This window comes from Cohnella sp. GCM10012308 (assembly GCF_042649185.1).
In the GTDB taxonomy this organism is placed as follows: domain Bacteria; phylum Bacillota; class Bacilli; order Paenibacillales; family Paenibacillaceae; genus Cohnella.
In genome coordinates, this window is sequence record NZ_JBHRYU010000031.1 from 35,125 (window position 1) to 52,457 (window position 17,333).

Here is a 17,333-nt window from a genome sequence, read left to right on the forward strand (position 1 = left end):
CCTCGGCAACCTCACGGCAACCGGTCACGGCAACCGCTCGAACACCCTCTGAACACCATAGCCGGGCACCTTGGCTTTGTTCTTTCGCTCCGCCCAACCCGGTACGCGGCGAAGAATATCCATGATCTCCTTACCGTCCCAAGGCTTCATATCGCCCCGACGTTTATAGAGGCATTCCGTCCAGATTTGGGCCGCACAGACCCGGCTGCGAATCTCCTCAGTCTCCCGGCCCATCTCATCCTCGACAGGCTGATCGAGCCATTCCTGAATAATGCCCTCCCGGGGATCGCTCTCCATATGCGCCGCCTGCTGCTTCTCCGCCTCCACGCGGGCCTCGCTGTCCAGCTCTAAGGTCTCCCCCGCCCTGAACCAGCTAACAACCTCCGCCCAAATTTGGCTCACTTCTTCGTCGCCGAGATGGTCCCAGTGACTCAGCTCCGCCCGTTCCGGCAATACCTCAATGGGCCAGAACCGGCGGTTCCCCGTGGCGTCCCGAAGGAAGTCCCGGGTATTCGTCGTTCCGAAGAAGACGCATTTGCGCGGGAACTCCGAAACCTGCCGATCATAGGCCACCCGGTAACGGTCCTCCGTCTTGGACAAAAAGGCCTTGACCTCTTCGACCTCGACGCGCTTCATGGCCGACAACTCGCCGATCTCGAAGATCCAGCCCGACTGCAGATGCTCGCCGGCTTCCTTATTCTCGAACGTCCGCAACGAATCGCTGAACCACTCCCGGCCAAGCTTTGCGAGAAGCGAGCTCTTGCCGGCCCCCTGCGGCCCCACCAGAACCAGCATCTGGTCGAACTTGCATCCTGGCCGATAAAGCCTCGCGACGGCAGCCAGCAGCATCTTCCGTGTCACCTGGCGGACGTAATGCGTATCCGCCGCGCCGAGGTAGGTCACGAATAGGCGCTCCGCACGCGGTACGCCGTCCCATTTGCCGCTCTCGATGTACGCCTTAATCGGATGGAACGTGTTCTTGTGCACGACCTCCGTAAAGGCGTTCTGGATCGTCTTGGCCGAATTAATGCCATACACCTTCGAGAACCAATGCTGCAGCCGCTTGTCGTCCGCGCCCAACCATGGCTCATAGCTCCGCCCGGCACGCTCCCGGTCACGCCACGGCAGCGCCCGCCGGACGACTTCCGTATTGCCGAACGCGTCATACGCGAGCACGTGGCGCCACGGGCCATGCGTCAGGATCAGCTCGACATTGCTCGCCGTCGGCAGCGGCATGCTGGTTTTGCTGTGCACCTCCAGCCCGTCTTCCCAGCTGTCGTCCTCCGGCTCGGGCTCCCCGTCACCCGCCGCGGGCTCGCCAGCATCCATATCGCCGTACTCATCCTGCAGCTCGGCCATCTTCATCCGCTTTACCTCCGGCCGCGCCGCGGCGAAGTGTTCCATCGCGATATGGCTCGGCTTCTTGGCGTCCGGCGTGAACTCCTTGACGCGCTCGTCGAGATGACCGAACTTGTGCACGCGGACCAGGTCGAATAGGTTGTACGTCCGTCCGTCCGAGACCGGGTCGCTGTCCTGATGGCTGAACGCCAGATCCTGCTCGGGATAAACCTCGAGGCCGTTGGCCGATGTGCCTCCCGTGTAGGTATAGCGATTCGGCATGCTGCCGTCGACGTAGATGTCCGATAGCAATTCGTCGATCCCTTCCTCAATCGTAAACGCCCGGCAGAATAGGCCGATCGTGCCGAACTTCTCGCGCGGATCCTGCGCACGCTTACCAGCCAGCACCGGCGCCTTGTCTTCCGCATGTCGCGGCCACGCCATGACGTCGCGCCAATCGTCATACAGCGCCAGCACGGCGTCTACGTCCAGCGGCTCGCCGCCTTCGACATGCAGCTCCGGCTCCGCATCCTTGGAGCAGCTGGGCAGGTACATGAGCCGGTGCACATCGAACGTCGTCTTGTCGAAGTAGTGCATGCCGATCTGCTCCGCGAGCTTGCGCGCAACGGCCGCGTACTCGTCCGGCGACAGCGCACGGGCACACGGGACGATCAGGCGATACTTCGGTGCGTGCGGCCGGCTGCTGTGCGTCGTGTAGACGACGTAGGCCGTGCCGCCCAGGATGAGCTCGACGGCGAAAAGGAAGTCATCGTCCGCCCGGTCAATGTCCAGCGTGATCAGGCTGCGCGTGTCGACGTTCTCCTTCTTGCGCCGCCCGCCGCGGACCAGCCCGCCGACAAAAGCCGGACCGTCTTTCGCCTTCCCCTTGTCCGCCGCGGACATCTTGTCGTACTGGGCGATCGTCTCGGCCGTGCGCCACACCTTACCCAACCGCTCGACGAACTCGTCCCAGGTCAGGTATTCAGGTTTCCAGTTCGTGTCGGCCCGGTGCTTGCCGAAGCTGATGTCTAACTCTTGCATCTGAAAATCGTCCTCCTTCCCCAGCTTTTTGTTTGTGAATACTAGTATATGTTTTCGAAGACTTGTATTTGTTTTCGAAAATTATATTGTGTTTTCAAAAACAAGATGGTATATTGTGGTTACAGACCTACCAAGACAAGCCAAAGGTGGTGAAAGCATGAAGGTCAATCTATCTGGAACAGTACGCTACGCTCTGGCCTCATTGGGAAACATACCAATAGATTCAGGAGTCTACCTCATCCACGATTTACGAGGGACGCTGTACGTAGGGAAGTCGGCAAATCTTCAAAGACGCTTTGAACAGCATTGGCGCAAGAGTCATAATACCGGCCTGAACAAAGCACTTCTTTCCCCTGTTGGACAAGTACAATTTTCTTGGATCCGACACCCTGATCCTGGGGAGCTGGAGAAGTCACTCGTCACTTTTATCCGTCCTATCTGCAATGAAATTAAATTTAAATCTACTAAGGAGTGATTAGTAATGGGAACTACAGTTGCGTGCATTCGCGGAAAAATGGGTACGACAGAATATTATCTGGCTAAAATTAAGGCAGGCACACTCATCGATTCCGTTGGGTATGCATCCGAAATACTAGAGTGGGACGACATTGACATTGATGAGCAAGTCCAACGCGAATTGGACGATAAGCGAGTCGTAAGCGACATCGTTCCCTACTTGGTACAGGACCCCGATCGGTTCTTCGGGTCACTGATCGTCAGTGTTTATCGAGGTTGGGAAAAGCTCGACTTCGAACCTGTGACTGAAGTAGTGCCCAAAATCCCTAAGGCATACCAAGAAAACGCCGACGATCTGGGGTTTATCACTCTTCCGGATAATAAGAGGCTTATCGCCCTAGATGGTCAACACCGTCTGCTAGCTCTATCTGTCGCCATAAGAGGTGTAAAAGGATTGCCTGCAGGTGCCAAGCTCTCTACGGACGCACGAGAAGAACTAAAACCTAACCCCCACTTGGCGGACGAAGACATCACTGTCATTTTCGTTCCTCACAATGACACGATGGTTGTTCGAAAAATCTTCAACAAGATTAATCGGTATGCAAAAGGCACTTCGCGTAGTGACAACATCATTACCGATGAAGATGATATTTACGCCATCATCACGCGCCGCATCATGAAACACGGGGAAGTACTCGGGTCACTAAACGGACAAGCTGTCGTTAACTGGACAAGCAATACGCTTTCCACCAGAAGTAAGCACCTTACTACAATTAGCGCAGTCTACTCTATTACCGAGCAGCTGCTCGGTAAGGTTGAAAAGAGAACACGCCCAGGAGAATCGGTTATTAACGAAAAGACAAGCGAGATCACCGAGTATTGGACCGCCATGCTCGAAGGACTAGATGTCTACCGTAAGTACATTGACATCATTGAAGGGACAGCCAAGGACATTGACGTTCCAGCATTACGTGAAGAAAACTTGCTCTTGAAGCCAGTTACTCAGATGGCGGTAGCCATTGGGTTTGAACTGGCTAAAGAGAAAGGTCTTTCACTCCACGATTTTATAAAGCAACTCAACAAAATCGATTGGTCGTTCAAATTCCCCGGTTGGAGCCAGGTGCTGGTTATTCCGAATACCAGCAAGGTCATTTCCAACAAACAAGCAATTAACAATACAGGCAAACTAATCGCTTATCTCGTAACTGGGAATCTTTATACGACTGGAGAAAAAGAAACACTTCTAACTAGCATTAGGCTCAGCAATCCGGGCTATATTCTTCCCAAACCTGTCTAACACTTCTCTCACATCCCTTCTATAATGCAGGTATTCAGTGAACTTAGACCGTAGCAACCACGAACGGCTTCTCTTCGAGGAGCTGTTTTTTCTTTGCCCGGCGCTCTTTCCTTAGCTCTTGCTGCTCGGCCAGCAGCTTCTCCGCTTTTTCAAAGTCGCCCGGCTCCATCTCTCGGTTGTTTATTAACCACGGGCGCTTGGCTTCATCTTCCGCCCAGGCTTCCCTGATCATCTCGACCTCGTCTTCGCTGATGAGCGCAATCGGCGCGCGGTGCAGTGGATTCTCGTCCAGCTCGCGAAGCCGGTTCACGTCCTCCTGCGTCTGCAGAAGACGGTCGAGTAGATACTTGCGAGCGTGGATTGCAAGGCATCCCTTTCCCGGCCCCATTGGTGTTCGGTTGCGGCGGTATCCACTGCGCAGCTCCGGGTGTTTCTTTGGGTTGTGAACGTCTTTCAGGAGCTGGCGCCATTCCGTTAGCGGCTTCATCCACTCGTATTTCACGGCCATGTTCTCCGTGGAACGGTCCCGAGTGATCGGCGGGCACACCCAGCAACCGAACCGGGCGCCGCAAGCCTGTGTGGCTTTGACGGAGCCGCCAGGGTTGATCAGCGCGCATTCCCCCGTCGCGTCTTTGTAGAGCTTGCGGATCTCCTCCGATTGGCCCCAGGGCAACGGATTGAGGAGAATCTGCCAGACCTCATCTGTCGTGTAGTCGACGATCGGCATGTAGATCCGGCGACCGTCGCTGTAAGGCGAAACGGTGAAGCGGCTCCCCCTTTCCTCGCGGTACTTATCGATCGTGGCTGCCCGCCGGGTTGACTCTTCGGACCGGCTGCCGATTAGCTGCAGGCACGGGTCGATCTCAGCGAGGCGAAGGTTCTGTGGCTCGATCTTGAGCGCGTGCGTGCAATACCGGTCATCGCCATTCGTCGGAAGCGTCCACCCCCAGCCGAGTATGCCGACCCAGAAACTACGCTTCGCCTTACGTGAAACGATCTCAGCCGTGATCGGTAGCTTGGCCCAGCGGGCCCAGCCGTTCACTGCCCCAACCTGCCGGTGCATATAGTCCTCCAAGATGGGGTTCTCGATCTTCGTGTCGCTCATGATAACGTGCACCGGCCGTGTCCGCTTGGTCGCCGGCAGCATCTGTAGCGTCCGACAGACGAGGACCAATACCGTAGTGCTGTCTTTGCCGCCGCTCCAGCTGATCGCCCATGGTTGCTGTCCGGTATTCGGGTCACAGTACTGTTCCGCAATCTCGGCTACAGTTGCCATGACTCTGGTTTGTAGTTCCATATTTATCAGTCCTTATTAGAAGGATACGGGCAATAAAACGCGAATTAATTTTCATCTAACCAAAGAGGGGTGCAAAAAATGATTGACGAGAAGAGTGCGAGAATTGCGGATATCTCACTATATAATTATCTGAAAGATCTTAATGAACTTAGTGACCTATTTCCTTTGGGCCAAGCAACAAAATACTCATCAGTTGAAGGAGTTCTGTTCCTATTTGATGCCGACAAGAAGTTAATAAGAGTTGTTTCCGCCACCAACGATTTGTCACGTAGATTGCCCGAGTTGCTCAAGGATGACAAAAACGCCAACGCTGAATACTTTCAGTATCTTCTGAACCCTGACCGTATTGATCGATTTCGGGGTAGAAGAGACGCTAAAGAAGCACTAAAGCTATTAGATTCTTTGGTTGCTTACAAAGAATCTAATGCAAATCCCGTTTAATCCTTCTGATAGAATTCGCACTCGAACCCTGCCGCGTTCAGCGGCAGCCCTGGCGCCCAGTCGATCGGCCGGCCCATAATCTCCGTCACCTCTTCGACGGTGCGGCCGTCGATCGGCTCGTCCAGCACGACCTCGTCATGCACATGCATGACGGTCTCGATCCCCTCACGGTCCAGCCGCATCAAACTCTCCGCCAAGCAGTCCCGGGCAATCGCCTGTACCAGGTTCTCCACGAGCCTACCGCCGTACGTCCGTTGCGACATCCACTTCTTTTTGACCTGATCCATCCCGTCGAATACGAGCCCTTCCTTGTCGAAGTTCGGATCCGGCTTCAACCGCGGGTTCATATACGCGAGGCTCCGGCCGCTCGGCAAATCGGCAAAGAGCATGCCACCGGCGTACCGATACTGGACGCCATGCTTAAGCTTGACCGTCGACTTCGTCCGCACCGCCTCCACGGCCGCCGCCTCCGTTGCGTACCACAGCTTGCGGATGTTCGGATTCGCATCGCGCCACTGCTTCACCAGGCGCGGATACTCCGCCGGGTCGATCTCCTTCTTGCTGTCCATCGCTGCCAACGCGTTCTCGCCGCCCTGATAACCGCACGCGAGCACAGCCACCTTGCCACGGGCCCGCAGCTCGTAATTCTTGTGTCCCTTGACGATCGTCTCGAGCGGCACGCCGAACATTTGCGCCGCCGTCGCCTCGTAGATCTTGCCATGCCCGCGGAAGACATCCAGCACCCAGTGCTCGTCCGCCAGCCAAGCGATGACGCGGGCCTCGATGGCCGAGAAGTCCGAGACGATGAAGCGCCGACCTTCCGACGGCACGAACGCCGTACGGATGAGCTGCGACAGGACGAACGGCGGCGCGCCGTACAGCAGCTCGAGCAGTTCAAACTCTCCGGCGCCCAGCAGATCCCGTGCAAGCTCCAGGTCGGCGATCTTGTTCTGCGGCAGGTTCTGTACCTGGATGAGACGGCCGGCCCACCTCCACGTGCGATTGGCGCCGCAAAACTGCAGCAGCCCGCGCGCCCGGTCATCTGTGCAGATCGTCCGCGTCATGGCATTGTACTTGTCGACGCTGGTCTTGCTCATCTCCTGCCGCAGCTCCAGCATCCGGCGCGTCTCGTCGTCCGGCGCGGCGTCCAGTAGGACCGGCATGAACTCCTTGCTGAGACCGTCCGGCGTCTCCAGTCCGCGGCCTGCCAGCCACGCCTTGATCTGCGGCAGGCTGTTGGGGTTGTCCAGCCCGGTCAGCTCCCTGGCCTCCTGCACCAGCCTCGCCTCGTACTGCTCATCGCACGCGATGGCCTGCCGGATCAGCTCCGGGTCGAGCCGTACGCCGCGGTCGTTGATCCGCTGGTCGAGCGCCCACAGCGCCCACTCGTGCGCGGGCACCGGGAAGCGCTCCAGCTTTTGGCGCACCTCGCGCTCGACGACAACGTCCTGCCGGTTGTAAGCGACGTAATCAGCCCACTTGTCGGGCGCATGGTGCGGCAGGTTCCGCGTCCGCCCGCCGTTGATCTTGGTCGGCTTGCACGGCACGGAGAAATACTTGATCAGCGCTTTGCCCTTCGTGTCCTTCGCAGCGTCCAGCTGCAGCACTTCGGCGACGCCGCCCAGGTTCCCCGGCAGTCCGAGCGTCAGCGCCCAGACCGATGTGCATTGCCACTGCTCCGGCGGCATCGGCTGCCCGAGGTGCCGCGCAAGACAGGTCCGCTCAAACGCCGCATTGAAAGCCGTTTTCGTCACCGCAGGGTTATGCAGATCGCGCAGCACTATACCCGTTATGTCCTCGAAGGCAGTCAGGTCGACGACCGTCACCGGATCGTCGTCGTACGCATAGGCGAACAGTAGGATCTCGAAGTCCGTCGCTTCGACGTACCGATGCACGCCCGACTTGAGCAGATCGACGGAGCTGTATGTCTCAAGGTCGATTTGGAGAAATCTCACTTCTCCTCCCCCATTCCTAATGTGAAACTCATGGTTTATACTCACGTATGACAATTAATTACAAAGTATAGAGCGGCGGTTGACTATGAATAAAAGCGAATTATTTTTAAGGGCTGGCCATTATTACCGTGACCACGGGTACACAGGGACGATTGCTGATGCATTGGTTTTTTGGCTTGGATCAACCGTAGTGTGTTTGGCTGTTCGGAATATGCTCACTACGATTTTCACTTCACGGTTGATGAATAGAATTGTTGGTACGTTAGCAATAGCGTTGCCAATTCTCCTTGGGCTTCATATGATCTTCTTCAGCGAGATCTGGCTTTCTTAGATTGCACGGCTATTCCTCTTAAAGCACCTTGCCCCCGTGCCGCTGCGGCCTCGTCGCGTTGTAGGCCATCTTCTCGGCGATCGCCTCTTCCAGATCGATGCCGTAACGGCCGGCGGCGTCGAACACGCGGATTACGATGTCGGCCAGCTCAGACGGGATGCCGCAGGGCTTGCCCTCGCCATTGAGGTTATAAGGCAGCGTGTACACGTCGTCAGGCTTCTTGAATTCGTACCAAACCTCCGTCGGCTCGTGACCGTTTCGCAGGTCCTCAAGCGCCTCGGACGCTTCCGAATGAATCAGCGCGATGATCTCGCCGAAGCTGCGGTCCTCGTCCCACCAACCCTTGCTGACTGCGTTCGCATGCGCTGCGGCGACGTAATCGGAAATAGTAGGTCCATGCGGCAGTTTTGTTTCTTCCGTCATCGTCTCCTTCAGCCGCTGCAGCATCGTCAGGACTGCATCGATCGACTTCGGATTGCTAAATGCCAGAAACACGAGCTTGCCGTTTTCGATCTCTTCATCCGTAACGTCGCATTCAACATCGATCGCAATCGGATGTTCGGCATTGCGCTTTACAAACGCGATGGCATTCTCGGCCCGATCTTCGCGCGTCGATGCCGACATGATTGCGATGTCTCCCGTACCGAGTTGAATCGTGGGCACCTGCTTATTTACCGAATCAGACATGGATAAATCCTCCCTATTCAAGAACGTATGTTTGTTTTAGAATCGCAATGAGGTGTTACATATGACCGAACTTGCCTATGAATTTTTCCACCAGTACGACGGCAGCGGCGAAATTGTTCGAATCTTTGAGCGCTGGCTGCTCTCCCGTGTGCCGTCCGCCGCCGTCATGCGCGCCGAGGTCGCGGAACTGCGCGTGGTACTGGATGAACTCGCCGCGTCGGCGCCGTAATCAACTGACTTTATACATGGAAAATCTAAACCAGGTACAAGAGCCCTGCATACATTGGAGAAAACAATTTTGGAGGGATAGCTCTGATGTACTATAGAAATAACTACTTCAATCAAAACTACTTTGCGCCTCAACAACCTGCATCAACGGTTCCATTGCTAACTTGGATCTGCGATAAATGCGTAGATGACACTGGCCACACCTATGATTGCAATTGCAGGGACGTGTACTGGTACCCAGATGGCCCTTATAGGATGATTAGCTTAGCCTACCTAGATAGCGTCGTTAACGGGTATAATGAACTGCTTGACATGGTAAACAAACTCATTGAACGAGTCGACAAGCCAATCGACGACATCGTTGGACTACCAGGTAAAAAAGATTTCTGTTGTCATACATGGATCAGAAATGAGGACCAGTCTGAAGGCCTTCATGCCTATGAAAGTTATAGAACATACGAAAAACTCGCTAAAAACACGTGCCAGGGGATAATGCTTAGGAACTTTAAGAATAAATTTGATCACACCTCTGGTAGGTGTTAAACATTAGCCACATGCCCTTCTGATCTTGTAGAAAAGGGGACCCTTGCGGCATCCCCTTCTTCGGCATTAGTTCAGAAAGTCGTCTTCTTCCCCGCCGAAGTCGTCATCGAAGTCTTCATCCGCAAAGTCGGACTGCACGCTTGCACGGCCGGCCAGCGCCTCCCCGTCTTGAACCTTCACGACGTTATTCAGCCCGGCAGCGATTCCGCGGTTCCCGTTCGTATTGAACGGATAGAAGTTAATAGACACCTTCGCGAAGCAACCGGAGTAGACTTCCGTCGTATCGGTGATCTCGGCAAATTTCGTCTTGCCGTCCGCGCCTTTACCGACCGGCTTGGCGATACCCGGCTTGTTGTTCGACGAGGCGTTCAAGAAGTAATGGCCGGCGTATGCATCGTCGTCTGGACGTTCCTCGTCGCCGTCTCGAAGCGGCTTTTTCAGATTCGCCGGAATCTTGCCACCCCATTGCGCCTTGCCCTGCTCGACTGCCGCGTCAATCGCTGCCTTGATCTTGCGGAGCGTCTCCTTGTCCGACTTGGGGATGAGAATTGCCGTGCTGTACTTTTCGTCTCCGCCGTTGATGGATTGCGGCTGGAAGATGTGCGTATATGAGAGGCGAACCTTGCCGGTGATTACTTTCGTGCTTTGGTTGTCGTTTGCCATGGTGTGATTGCTCCTTTGAATTGAGGGATTGGTTTTTAGCTTGCGTGCTTCGAATCGCCATTTCCGAGCGTCGTTTCCGATTTTCTCGAATAGCTTTTTGCGGGCACGGCTTTTTGACGGCTCCGCAATGCCAAAGCACCACTTTCTTGAAACGGTGCTATAAATGCCGTATAGATCAGCCATCGAAATCCTCTCCGGCAAAGTCCTCGTCCAGACTGTTAAGCTCAGGACGCTTGTCCGTCTCCGGCACCAGCACCGGTTTGCCCGATGGCTTGACGATCAGGTCGCCGATCAGCGCGGCGAGCTCCTTCTTGCCGATCGCCTTCTCCAAATCGCCGATGCCGAGCATCTCCTGGGGCTTCAGATACTTGTCCGCCGACAGCTCTGCGCCCTCCAGCGCTACCCGTGCCGCCATCTTGTCTGTGATGGCTCGATTGCTCCGGCCCTCGACGAGCTTCCACGATGGGATCCGCTTGCCGATCTTGGCCTGCTCGAACGCGAACTCCTCGACGTCCTTGGCCCACGCCTTGAGCTGCTCGGCGACGTACAGGATCGATCCAACCTCATCGAGCGACAGCGTGGCCGGGTCCTTGAACTCGTAAGCCAGCGCGGCCATGTTCGCCTCGGCGCGCGCCCGGCAATTCCCTCTGATCTTGCACCACTTGCAATGGTCGCCGGATTTGAACTCGCCGTTACCGTCGAAGGCAAGCGCGGCCGCCGGCCCCACGATCGTCTCAGCCCACTGCAGCAGCTCGTCGATCGGCAGGACGTCCGTCGTTACGCTGTCGAGGCGCGGCTGTACGATCGTCCCGTGCACCTCGCGAATGTCGTATAGGTAGCTGTAGCCGGACCAGGCGCCGAGACCGTACAGCCTAATCTGCGGATTGCCGATCGCGCTGACTGGCTGCCCCTTGCCGTACTTGAGGTCGATCACGTCCATCACGCCGTCGGCGATCAGAACGACGTCGCCGGTCCCGTAGCCTTCCGATACCCACTCCGTAAAGTCCAGCCGTTCCTCGAACAGGATGACGGCGTCAGGACTGCGCGCCTTGGCGGCCATGAAGCGCTCCTCGACCACCTCAACGTAATAGCCGACCGCGTCCTCCATCTCGGGTCCATAGTACGGGTTGCTCGCCTTGAAGTCGGCGATAGCCTTGTCCAACTTGGCGCGCTCCGTCCGATTGCACGGCGTCAGCCGGCGCCTCAGGATCAGCTCGGAATACTCGTGCGCAGCGGTGCCCTCGTTGGCGTACTCGCTGCGCTTGTCCGGCACGTTTTCCTGCGCCCGGGCGCTCGGCGGGCAGTTAATCCACTGGCTTGCCTTGGACGCGCCCAGCAAGGCGTGAGCGCGCTCTGCGTGTGCAGGCGCCGACATTAGAGCTGCTCCAGCTCGGCCTTGAACGCAATCCGCTTGTCCGCCGGTACGGCCGTGATGTTCGGCACGCCGTATTTGTCCAGCAGTGCCTTGATTGCCCTCTTGGCGTCGGGGCCCTTAGCACCAACCGTTGATGCCAGTGCGCGCAGTTCCACGTCGGACGGGACCGGCGCGTCATCGGATGCGTCTCCACCGAGTGCCTCGACGTCCTCGTCCGATACTTCCAGCTCTTCCGGTTCGGCCGCTGGCGATTCTTCCTTCAGCGGCTCCGTCTTTGTGCGAGTCGTGCGCGGTGCGCGCTCCGTCTTCGGCGCCTCGGCGACCGGGGCGGCGGACTTAGCTGCAAAGCCTCCGGACAAATTGGAAAGCTCGGACAGTGCTTCTGCGGCGTTCTCGCCGTTGATGATGATTTGTACGCTCATGGATGATAGCCTCCGATGTATGTTAGTCAAAGCAATGGCTTCGGTGCTGCTGCTGTAATTGCTCATGGAGCATGGCGACCTCTTCGCGGAGCCTGTCGTTCGCGTCTTCCGCCTTCTTAGCGCGACGGATGGCGTATGGCCAGCCGGTAACAGCTTCCGACGCGTACCTGACCAGACGCCCTACTGGGTTATGAGATTCCATCGTGAGCGTTGAAGCCTCGGCACAAAGCATGAGATCCGCTTCGAGATCGCGGGGCTTATCAGTGGACGACGACATGACTCGGCACCTCCCCATACTCCGTGATGCATACAGGGCAAGCCTGAATGTCAGGCGCGCCTGGGAACGGCCGCAGCAGCTTGATGTCGACGTGCTGCCCGCAAACCTTACACTCCGGCTCGAGCAGAGCGATCGTCACAAGGGCAAGGTGCAGACGGCGCTGGAGCGGTCTAATCGCATTTTGCAAAATAAGTCCTCCTGTTTTCCGGCCAGTTGTGGTATACTGACCGCGACATGTTTCTTGCAGGCCTTGTTCTCGGGTGGAGCCGAGAGCAGGGCTTTTTCATTGCGCGTACTCGAGCCAAACCTTTCCGACTCGCCGAATGATTCGGCACACTTGGACCTGGCTTGTGCCAATCTTTCTGGCGATTTCATTTTGCGTCAGACCTGCCATCCGCCAATGTAAGACATCCGCTGTGCGTTCAGGCAGACGGGACAGAAAGTCATTAACTATATGAGAGCTAAAATCCGCAGACCTTGGAATCTTGGAAGAGAACGATTTATGATCTGAATCGGATAAAGGGGCATCCAGCGACCTAACGGTGAGCTCGTGTAGATCGCGAGCACGTCGAACCTTTTCGACAGTAGTGCCAAGGAAAGATGCTGCTGCCTCATCCGACAGATCAGTTAACTTGGACCAGAGCAATTTCTGAGCCAGTTCGCGAGTAGGTCGAGGGGTTTTAACGATAGGTCCGCCAAAGGCGCGGAGGTTGCGAAGTATGCTACCCCGAATCAATGTGACCGCGTACGTCGAGAAAGCCAATCCGCGTTCGGGTTCGAAGCGAGCTGCCGCCTCAACAAGCCCCATATAGCCGGCGCTTACGATGTCTTCGAAATCAAATGATGTTGATGCCCGCCTTACAAATTGCTTTGCCACGATACCTACAAGGCCCATATGGTCCTCTGCTTTAATCGCGTTGATGATGTTCACCTCCCTTCAAATGACCGTTCTATCTGTTTCCTCAGCAACGTATTTGCCGCCCGCAGGCTCGCGTTCTCCCGCTCCAGCTCGTCCACTCTCCAACGTGGCAGCCGCGCACCGATCAGGTAGCCAAGCGGCGCGGCCAGGACTGCCGTAAGTATGATCGCCTGCCAGATCGTCATCGTGTCGGCGTGTGTGTGAGTGGCAGATTCATTTCAGGATCCACCTTTCAATGAGCATGTTTTGAATAAATGGCTTTGCTAACCGACATATCGAGATGGAAGCGATCTACGACGCCCATCAGCTCGATCGTATCGTCGAGGATTGGTTGCCGCTCTACGAGCATGGCCGGGGTCATTTGGTTTTTCTTTAGCATCTTGGGGTGGCCGAACTTTGTGGAAACCGCCTTATCGGCGATAACGTTTGCCTTTATGAAATCTGGTCTGCCGGGTTCGCGAAGGCTCGCATTCAGCCGTCCCATTGCTTCACGCTGATGCTCCTTGTCCAACATCCGAAAGACTTGGAAAGCTTGGAGGCCCGAGGACTGGCGAAGTTGCTTGATTACGTCGTATAGCCATTCCTCGAATACTTCTGCTTCTTTCCTTCGTGAACGAAGCACCGCCCGGTAAATACCGTTTTCAGAGATGATGGACATTTCCTGATTGCCGCCAGGGGTACTCATTAAATGAGCATCCTTTTGGTTTGGTTTAAGCTTCCGCATCATGCTGTCGACTTTGCTGTAACCGAGTGCATCGGCTACGTCAGCAGCCACCGCCCACCAATCACCCGGAGTGACTTCGACGAACCGAATGTCGTGCTGGAGCCACGTCTCGATGCGAATATTCATGAAGGCTTGGTCTCCTTTACTTGCGACTTGATATATTGGAGGAATGAAGCATCTATAATGGGGACACACATTTCAAATCGGAGTAGTCTAATCCGGCGCTCCGCCGCAAGAAGTCTTCCAATTCGAATGTCGACACCTTCAAGCTTCCGAGCTTTAGAGCCTTGATATGTCCGTGCTTAATCAGCTCATAAACGGCATTAGGATTGACACCGAGCACTTTGGCAACTTCGGAAACGGTGTGGAGGCGGTTATTCATGTCGAAACACTCTCCAATTGCAAAGTCTTATGTCATTAATACTTGCGTCATTTTAAATAACGGTTTATAATAATGACATTCAGTGGCGAATTTCTAATCCGGTCTGTTCGGCCAAGTCAGGTAGTAATGATTCTGGCGTAGTCTCAAAATAAGCCGCTAGTTTGAATAGCAATTCAACACTTGGATTTCCACGTCCCGATTCGATTACACGAATTTGGTTTTCGCTGACACCAAGATCTAGAGACACTTTGCGCTGTGACGCATTACGTTTTTTACGAAACTCCTGAAACGCATTGCGTCTTTCTAAGGAAACCGCCATATGTGTAAACCTCCTTTCGTAGAATGTGCTTTTTAGTGACACACACATCATACAACGTCACTATAAAGCACGTCAAGATTTATTTCGACATTTTAAATGACTTTTAGGAGTGGTTGATTTGTTCTCACTAGGTGACCGCATTAAAACTGAACGAGCGCGGAAAAAAATGTCTCAAGAAGACCTCGCGGAGGAGCTTGGATTTAAGAGAACCAACATCGCGAATTATGAAGCAGGGAGGGTAACCCCACCGTCAGATGTGATCGCCAAATTAACAAAAATATTTAACGTGTCTTCAGACTATTTACTTTGTTTGGACGACGTTGGGTATGATGTTGGGGAGGCTATTGCAGAGGAAATGAAATTCCGCGGTTTAGAGGTTATCGATCTTGCCTCAATTGTCGGCGTTTTTCCTGACTACTTGCATGATTGCATCGAAAATGATGGCCCGATTAGTGAGACAATACTTAATCGCATTGCATCAGAATTCGGGTTATCCGTTCAATCTTTCCTCGAAAAACACAGTTTATGGGACGGATATATTAATTCTGAATTTGATGGCGATGTAGATAAACAAATTGCATTCGAGAAGGCCATAGAACAAGATGCTGTGTTTGAACGGGCTCAACCATATTACGAGCTCACCAATAAGGACGAACGCGATATCGCTCGCAAATTGGAGAGGATGATGGCGGGTCTTGATAGCAATCAAGCCATGGCGTTCTATGGAGAGGAAATAGAACTGGACGAAGACGAACGCGAACTACTTCGAGCGTCCATGGAACAAACGATGCGTCTTGCAAAGCAACTTGCTAAGAAGAAATTCACTCCGAAAAAATACCGTAAGGAATAGTCGGAGGGCGCTGCCTAAATGACCATCAAACAGATCGTAGAAAAGCTCGTGCATAAATATGGAACGCGCGACCCGGTTCGTATTGCAAAAGGATTAGGGATATTGATTGAATACCGGCATTTAAAAGGAATTTGGGGGTATTTCCAATTAGTTTATCGAATTCCAGTCATTCATGTTGCAATCGGGCTGCCTGAAGCATTGGCGTTATTTGTCATCGCACATGAACTCGGTCACCGACTTCTTCATCCAAATGTCAGCGTCCCTTTTTTACGAGCAAACACCTTCACAAACATTGGGGGATATGAGCGCGAAGCAAATCAATTCGCCGTCGAACTCTTGATACCGGACGAAATGCTGCGCTCTGGAGTATCCGTTTACGAGGCAGCTGCGGCAAGTGGCGTTCCGGAAGAACTTGCAGAATTAAAGATATCGCCAGGCAGCAGCTCTATGGCGTGACCGTGAATTATCTATTTGGATTAGAAACTTTGCGCTTTCCCGCTGCAAAGCGGTTCATCATACATAAAAAAAGAACATACGTTCTTGACTGGAGGAAAAAGAATGAAAGGCGGAGTAAGAAAACGAGGAAACACCTGGTACTACTACTTCGATGCCGGCAAGATCGACGGCGAGCGAAACAAGGTTGAATACCCTGCTGATGGGGCAACGAGCAAAGCAGAAGCGCTGTCTGTATTGCGTAGGAAAATGACAGACTTCGAGAATACCGGCACAATATTCCGACCATCTGAGATATCCGTTCATGATTACCTGAAATACTGGATGCGCGAGTACGTCGACTTAAAGTTAAAACCGAACACGCAATACAATTACGAATCGCTTCTTCGGCTGCATATCTTACCTGTGCTAGGCAACTACAAATTAAAGTCCCTATCCCCCCACCTTCTGCAACAATTCATGAATGGGAAGGTACGAGAAGGTTTCGCCAGGCAAACTCTCAGCATTTTAATCGGACTCTTGAATAAGGCGCTAAGGCATGCGGTATATCCTTACAAATTCATCAGCGAGAATCCCATGCAATATGTAGAACTGGTCATGGGGGACACGGAAGGAAAACCAACGCGAGAGGACCTAAAGATTCAATCCAAAGAGAACCTTCGCAAATTGAGCAAGCATTTTCAAGAGGGGCATCCGTTCCATATCCCCTACCAAATAGGGCTGCATACTGGTGTGCGTGTCGGAGAGGTCTGCGGACTGGAATGGAAACATGTCGATTTCGACGCACAGACGATCACCATCGAACAACAACTTGTCGGCAGACAGACCGATCGACCAAAATTCAAGAACGGTAAGAAGGGTACTGAATGGATCGTGGGGCCTCCGAAGTCCAAAGCCGGATACCGCACTATTGCAATTGGGAAAACGTTATTGGATATTTTGTGGAAGGAGAAGCACAGGCAAGAACAAAACCAATTACGCTATGGAGAGTTTTATCTGGCATCCAGTTCGAACGACTTCGTATGTCGGAAAGAGAGCGGAGAAGTCATCACGCCGGCTGCCGCGAAATATCATACCGGGAAAGCAAGCGAGGCCCTCGGCATCGATTTTAACTACCACTCTCTCCGGCACACTCACGCTACAATGCTGATCGAGCAGAAACTCCCGACCAAGTCTGTGCAGAAACGACTAGGGCACAGCCGGGCGGCGATCACTGAAGATCGTTATGTCCACCTAACACAAAAAATGGCGAGAGAAGCCGCCGATATCTTCGACTCCCTCGCCAGCGATCTTTAATTTGCTACCCAAAAATAAATCCGGTGGCAAATGGGTGGC

20 protein-coding genes are annotated in these 17,333 nt (G+C 54.2%); 7 read left to right on the forward strand and 13 right to left on the reverse strand.

The genetic code is table 11. The features are described 5' to 3' along the window. Positions 1–24: 24 nt before the first annotated feature. Positions 25–2,379, reverse strand: coding sequence for a virulence-associated E family protein (locus tag ACFOTD_RS26385; RefSeq protein WP_378122935.1), 2,355 nt, complete (start codon positions 2,377–2,379; stop codon positions 25–27). A gap of 157 nt (positions 2,380–2,536) precedes the next feature. Here ACFOTD_RS26385 and ACFOTD_RS26390 point away from each other — a divergent pair, with 157 nt between their 5' ends. Beyond that, positions 2,537–2,854, forward strand: a complete 318-nt coding sequence (locus ACFOTD_RS26390; protein ID WP_378122936.1) for a GIY-YIG nuclease family protein — start codon at positions 2,537–2,539, stop codon at positions 2,852–2,854. A 6-nt stretch (positions 2,855–2,860) separates the two neighbouring features. Then, entirely contained in the window at positions 2,861–4,132 is a 1,272-nt protein-coding gene (locus ACFOTD_RS26395) for a DNA sulfur modification protein DndB (protein WP_378122937.1), read from the forward strand. Positions 4,133–4,175: 43 nt separating this feature from the next. Here the strand turns inward: ACFOTD_RS26395 and ACFOTD_RS26400 are convergent, their stop codons facing one another. Next, positions 4,176–5,429 (reverse strand): phosphoadenosine phosphosulfate reductase domain-containing protein, encoded by a 1,254-nt coding sequence (locus tag ACFOTD_RS26400; protein ID WP_378122938.1) that lies wholly within the window; start codon positions 5,427–5,429, stop codon positions 4,176–4,178. A 78-nt stretch (positions 5,430–5,507) separates the two neighbouring features. Between ACFOTD_RS26400 and ACFOTD_RS26405 the strand changes: the two genes are divergently transcribed. After that, complete coding sequence (locus ACFOTD_RS26405; RefSeq protein ID WP_378122940.1) at positions 5,508–5,870, forward strand: hypothetical protein; 363 nt, start codon at positions 5,508–5,510, stop codon at positions 5,868–5,870. Here ACFOTD_RS26405 and ACFOTD_RS26410 read toward each other — a convergent pair. Then, positions 5,867–7,825 carry a DNA polymerase gene (locus ACFOTD_RS26410; RefSeq protein WP_378122941.1) on the reverse strand — a complete coding sequence of 653 codons (1,959 nt, stop codon included), beginning with the start codon at positions 7,823–7,825 and terminating at the stop codon, positions 5,867–5,869. The genes ACFOTD_RS26405 and ACFOTD_RS26410 overlap by 4 nt on opposite strands. A gap of 349 nt (positions 7,826–8,174) precedes the next feature. Continuing rightward, complete coding sequence (locus ACFOTD_RS26415; protein ID WP_378122942.1) at positions 8,175–8,843, reverse strand: nucleoside triphosphate pyrophosphohydrolase family protein; 669 nt, start codon at positions 8,841–8,843, stop codon at positions 8,175–8,177. 61 nt (positions 8,844–8,904) lie between these two features. On the opposite strand from ACFOTD_RS26415, the gene ACFOTD_RS26420 reads away from it, so the two are divergent. After that, entirely contained in the window at positions 8,905–9,072 is a 168-nt protein-coding gene (locus tag ACFOTD_RS26420; RefSeq protein WP_378122943.1) for a hypothetical protein, read from the forward strand. 608 nt (positions 9,073–9,680) lie between these two features. On the opposite strand, the gene ACFOTD_RS26425 is transcribed toward ACFOTD_RS26420, so the two are convergent. From ACFOTD_RS26425 to ACFOTD_RS26465, 9 genes are all read right to left on the reverse strand, one after another. After that, the gene (locus ACFOTD_RS26425; RefSeq protein ID WP_378122944.1) at positions 9,681–10,277 is read right to left on the reverse strand and encodes a DUF2815 family protein; all 597 of its coding nucleotides are present in this window, start codon (positions 10,275–10,277) and stop codon (positions 9,681–9,683) included. Between the two features lie 175 nt (positions 10,278–10,452). Then, positions 10,453–11,652, reverse strand: coding sequence for a DUF2800 domain-containing protein (locus ACFOTD_RS26430; protein ID WP_378122945.1), 1,200 nt, complete (start codon positions 11,650–11,652; stop codon positions 10,453–10,455). Then, a complete protein-coding gene (locus tag ACFOTD_RS26435; protein WP_378122946.1) occupies positions 11,652–12,074 on the reverse strand; it encodes a hypothetical protein in 423 nt (140 codons plus the stop codon). Before ACFOTD_RS26435 ends, ACFOTD_RS26430 begins: the two co-directional genes overlap by 1 nt. Positions 12,075–12,096: 22 nt before the next feature. Then, entirely contained in the window at positions 12,097–12,351 is a 255-nt protein-coding gene (locus tag ACFOTD_RS26440) for a hypothetical protein (RefSeq protein ID WP_378122947.1), read from the reverse strand. Next, positions 12,335–12,538: a hypothetical protein gene (locus ACFOTD_RS26445; protein ID WP_378122948.1), complete on the reverse strand. Its 204-nt coding sequence runs from the start codon at positions 12,536–12,538 to the stop codon at positions 12,335–12,337. The genes ACFOTD_RS26440 and ACFOTD_RS26445 overlap by 17 nt, the downstream gene beginning before the upstream one ends. Positions 12,539–12,634: 96 nt before the next feature. Continuing rightward, entirely contained in the window at positions 12,635–13,282 is a 648-nt protein-coding gene (locus ACFOTD_RS26450; RefSeq protein WP_378122949.1) for a sigma-70 family RNA polymerase sigma factor, read from the reverse strand. Between the two features lie 220 nt (positions 13,283–13,502). Then, positions 13,503–14,120, reverse strand: a complete 618-nt coding sequence (locus tag ACFOTD_RS26455) for a BRO-N domain-containing protein (protein ID WP_378122950.1) — start codon at positions 14,118–14,120, stop codon at positions 13,503–13,505. Between the two features lie 52 nt (positions 14,121–14,172). Then, positions 14,173–14,376 (reverse strand): helix-turn-helix domain-containing protein, encoded by a 204-nt coding sequence (locus ACFOTD_RS26460; protein ID WP_378122951.1) that lies wholly within the window; start codon positions 14,374–14,376, stop codon positions 14,173–14,175. Between the two features lie 79 nt (positions 14,377–14,455). Continuing rightward, positions 14,456–14,695, reverse strand: a complete 240-nt coding sequence (locus ACFOTD_RS26465) for a helix-turn-helix transcriptional regulator (protein ID WP_378122952.1) — start codon at positions 14,693–14,695, stop codon at positions 14,456–14,458. 109 nt (positions 14,696–14,804) lie between these two features. Here ACFOTD_RS26465 and ACFOTD_RS26470 point away from each other — a divergent pair, with 109 nt between their 5' ends. From ACFOTD_RS26470 to ACFOTD_RS26480, 3 genes are all read left to right on the forward strand, one after another. Further along, a complete protein-coding gene (locus ACFOTD_RS26470; protein WP_378122953.1) occupies positions 14,805–15,545 on the forward strand; it encodes a helix-turn-helix domain-containing protein in 741 nt (246 codons plus the stop codon). An 18-nt stretch (positions 15,546–15,563) separates the two neighbouring features. Then, positions 15,564–16,001, forward strand: coding sequence for an ImmA/IrrE family metallo-endopeptidase (locus ACFOTD_RS26475; protein ID WP_378122954.1), 438 nt, complete (start codon positions 15,564–15,566; stop codon positions 15,999–16,001). Between the two features lie 102 nt (positions 16,002–16,103). Continuing rightward, positions 16,104–17,294: a tyrosine-type recombinase/integrase gene (locus ACFOTD_RS26480; protein ID WP_378122955.1), complete on the forward strand. Its 1,191-nt coding sequence runs from the start codon at positions 16,104–16,106 to the stop codon at positions 17,292–17,294. Positions 17,295–17,333: the final 39 nt, after the last annotated feature.

Coding starts and splice junctions, on each gene's coding strand:
- ACFOTD_RS26385 (WP_378122935.1), bottom strand. CDS start 2,379: ATGCAAGAGTTAGACATCAGCTTCGGCAAGCACCGGGCCGACACGAAC.
- ACFOTD_RS26390 (WP_378122936.1), top strand. CDS start 2,537: ATGAAGGTCAATCTATCTGGAACAGTACGCTACGCTCTGGCCTCATTG.
- ACFOTD_RS26395 (WP_378122937.1), top strand. CDS start 2,861: ATGGGAACTACAGTTGCGTGCATTCGCGGAAAAATGGGTACGACAGAA.
- ACFOTD_RS26400 (WP_378122938.1), bottom strand. CDS start 5,429: ATGGAACTACAAACCAGAGTCATGGCAACTGTAGCCGAGATTGCGGAA.
- ACFOTD_RS26405 (WP_378122940.1), top strand. CDS start 5,508: ATGATTGACGAGAAGAGTGCGAGAATTGCGGATATCTCACTATATAAT.
- ACFOTD_RS26415 (WP_378122942.1), bottom strand. CDS start 8,843: ATGTCTGATTCGGTAAATAAGCAGGTGCCCACGATTCAACTCGGTACG.
- ACFOTD_RS26420 (WP_378122943.1), top strand. CDS start 8,905: ATGACCGAACTTGCCTATGAATTTTTCCACCAGTACGACGGCAGCGGC.
- ACFOTD_RS26425 (WP_378122944.1), bottom strand. CDS start 10,277: ATGGCAAACGACAACCAAAGCACGAAAGTAATCACCGGCAAGGTTCGC.
- ACFOTD_RS26430 (WP_378122945.1), bottom strand. CDS start 11,652: ATGTCGGCGCCTGCACACGCAGAGCGCGCTCACGCCTTGCTGGGCGCG.
- ACFOTD_RS26435 (WP_378122946.1), bottom strand. CDS start 12,074: ATGAGCGTACAAATCATCATCAACGGCGAGAACGCCGCAGAAGCACTG.
- ACFOTD_RS26440 (WP_378122947.1), bottom strand. CDS start 12,351: ATGTCGTCGTCCACTGATAAGCCCCGCGATCTCGAAGCGGATCTCATG.
- ACFOTD_RS26455 (WP_378122950.1), bottom strand. CDS start 14,120: ATGAATATTCGCATCGAGACGTGGCTCCAGCACGACATTCGGTTCGTC.
- ACFOTD_RS26460 (WP_378122951.1), bottom strand. CDS start 14,376: ATGAATAACCGCCTCCACACCGTTTCCGAAGTTGCCAAAGTGCTCGGT.
- ACFOTD_RS26465 (WP_378122952.1), bottom strand. CDS start 14,695: ATGGCGGTTTCCTTAGAAAGACGCAATGCGTTTCAGGAGTTTCGTAAA.
- ACFOTD_RS26475 (WP_378122954.1), top strand. CDS start 15,564: ATGACCATCAAACAGATCGTAGAAAAGCTCGTGCATAAATATGGAACG.
- ACFOTD_RS26480 (WP_378122955.1), top strand. CDS start 16,104: ATGAAAGGCGGAGTAAGAAAACGAGGAAACACCTGGTACTACTACTTC.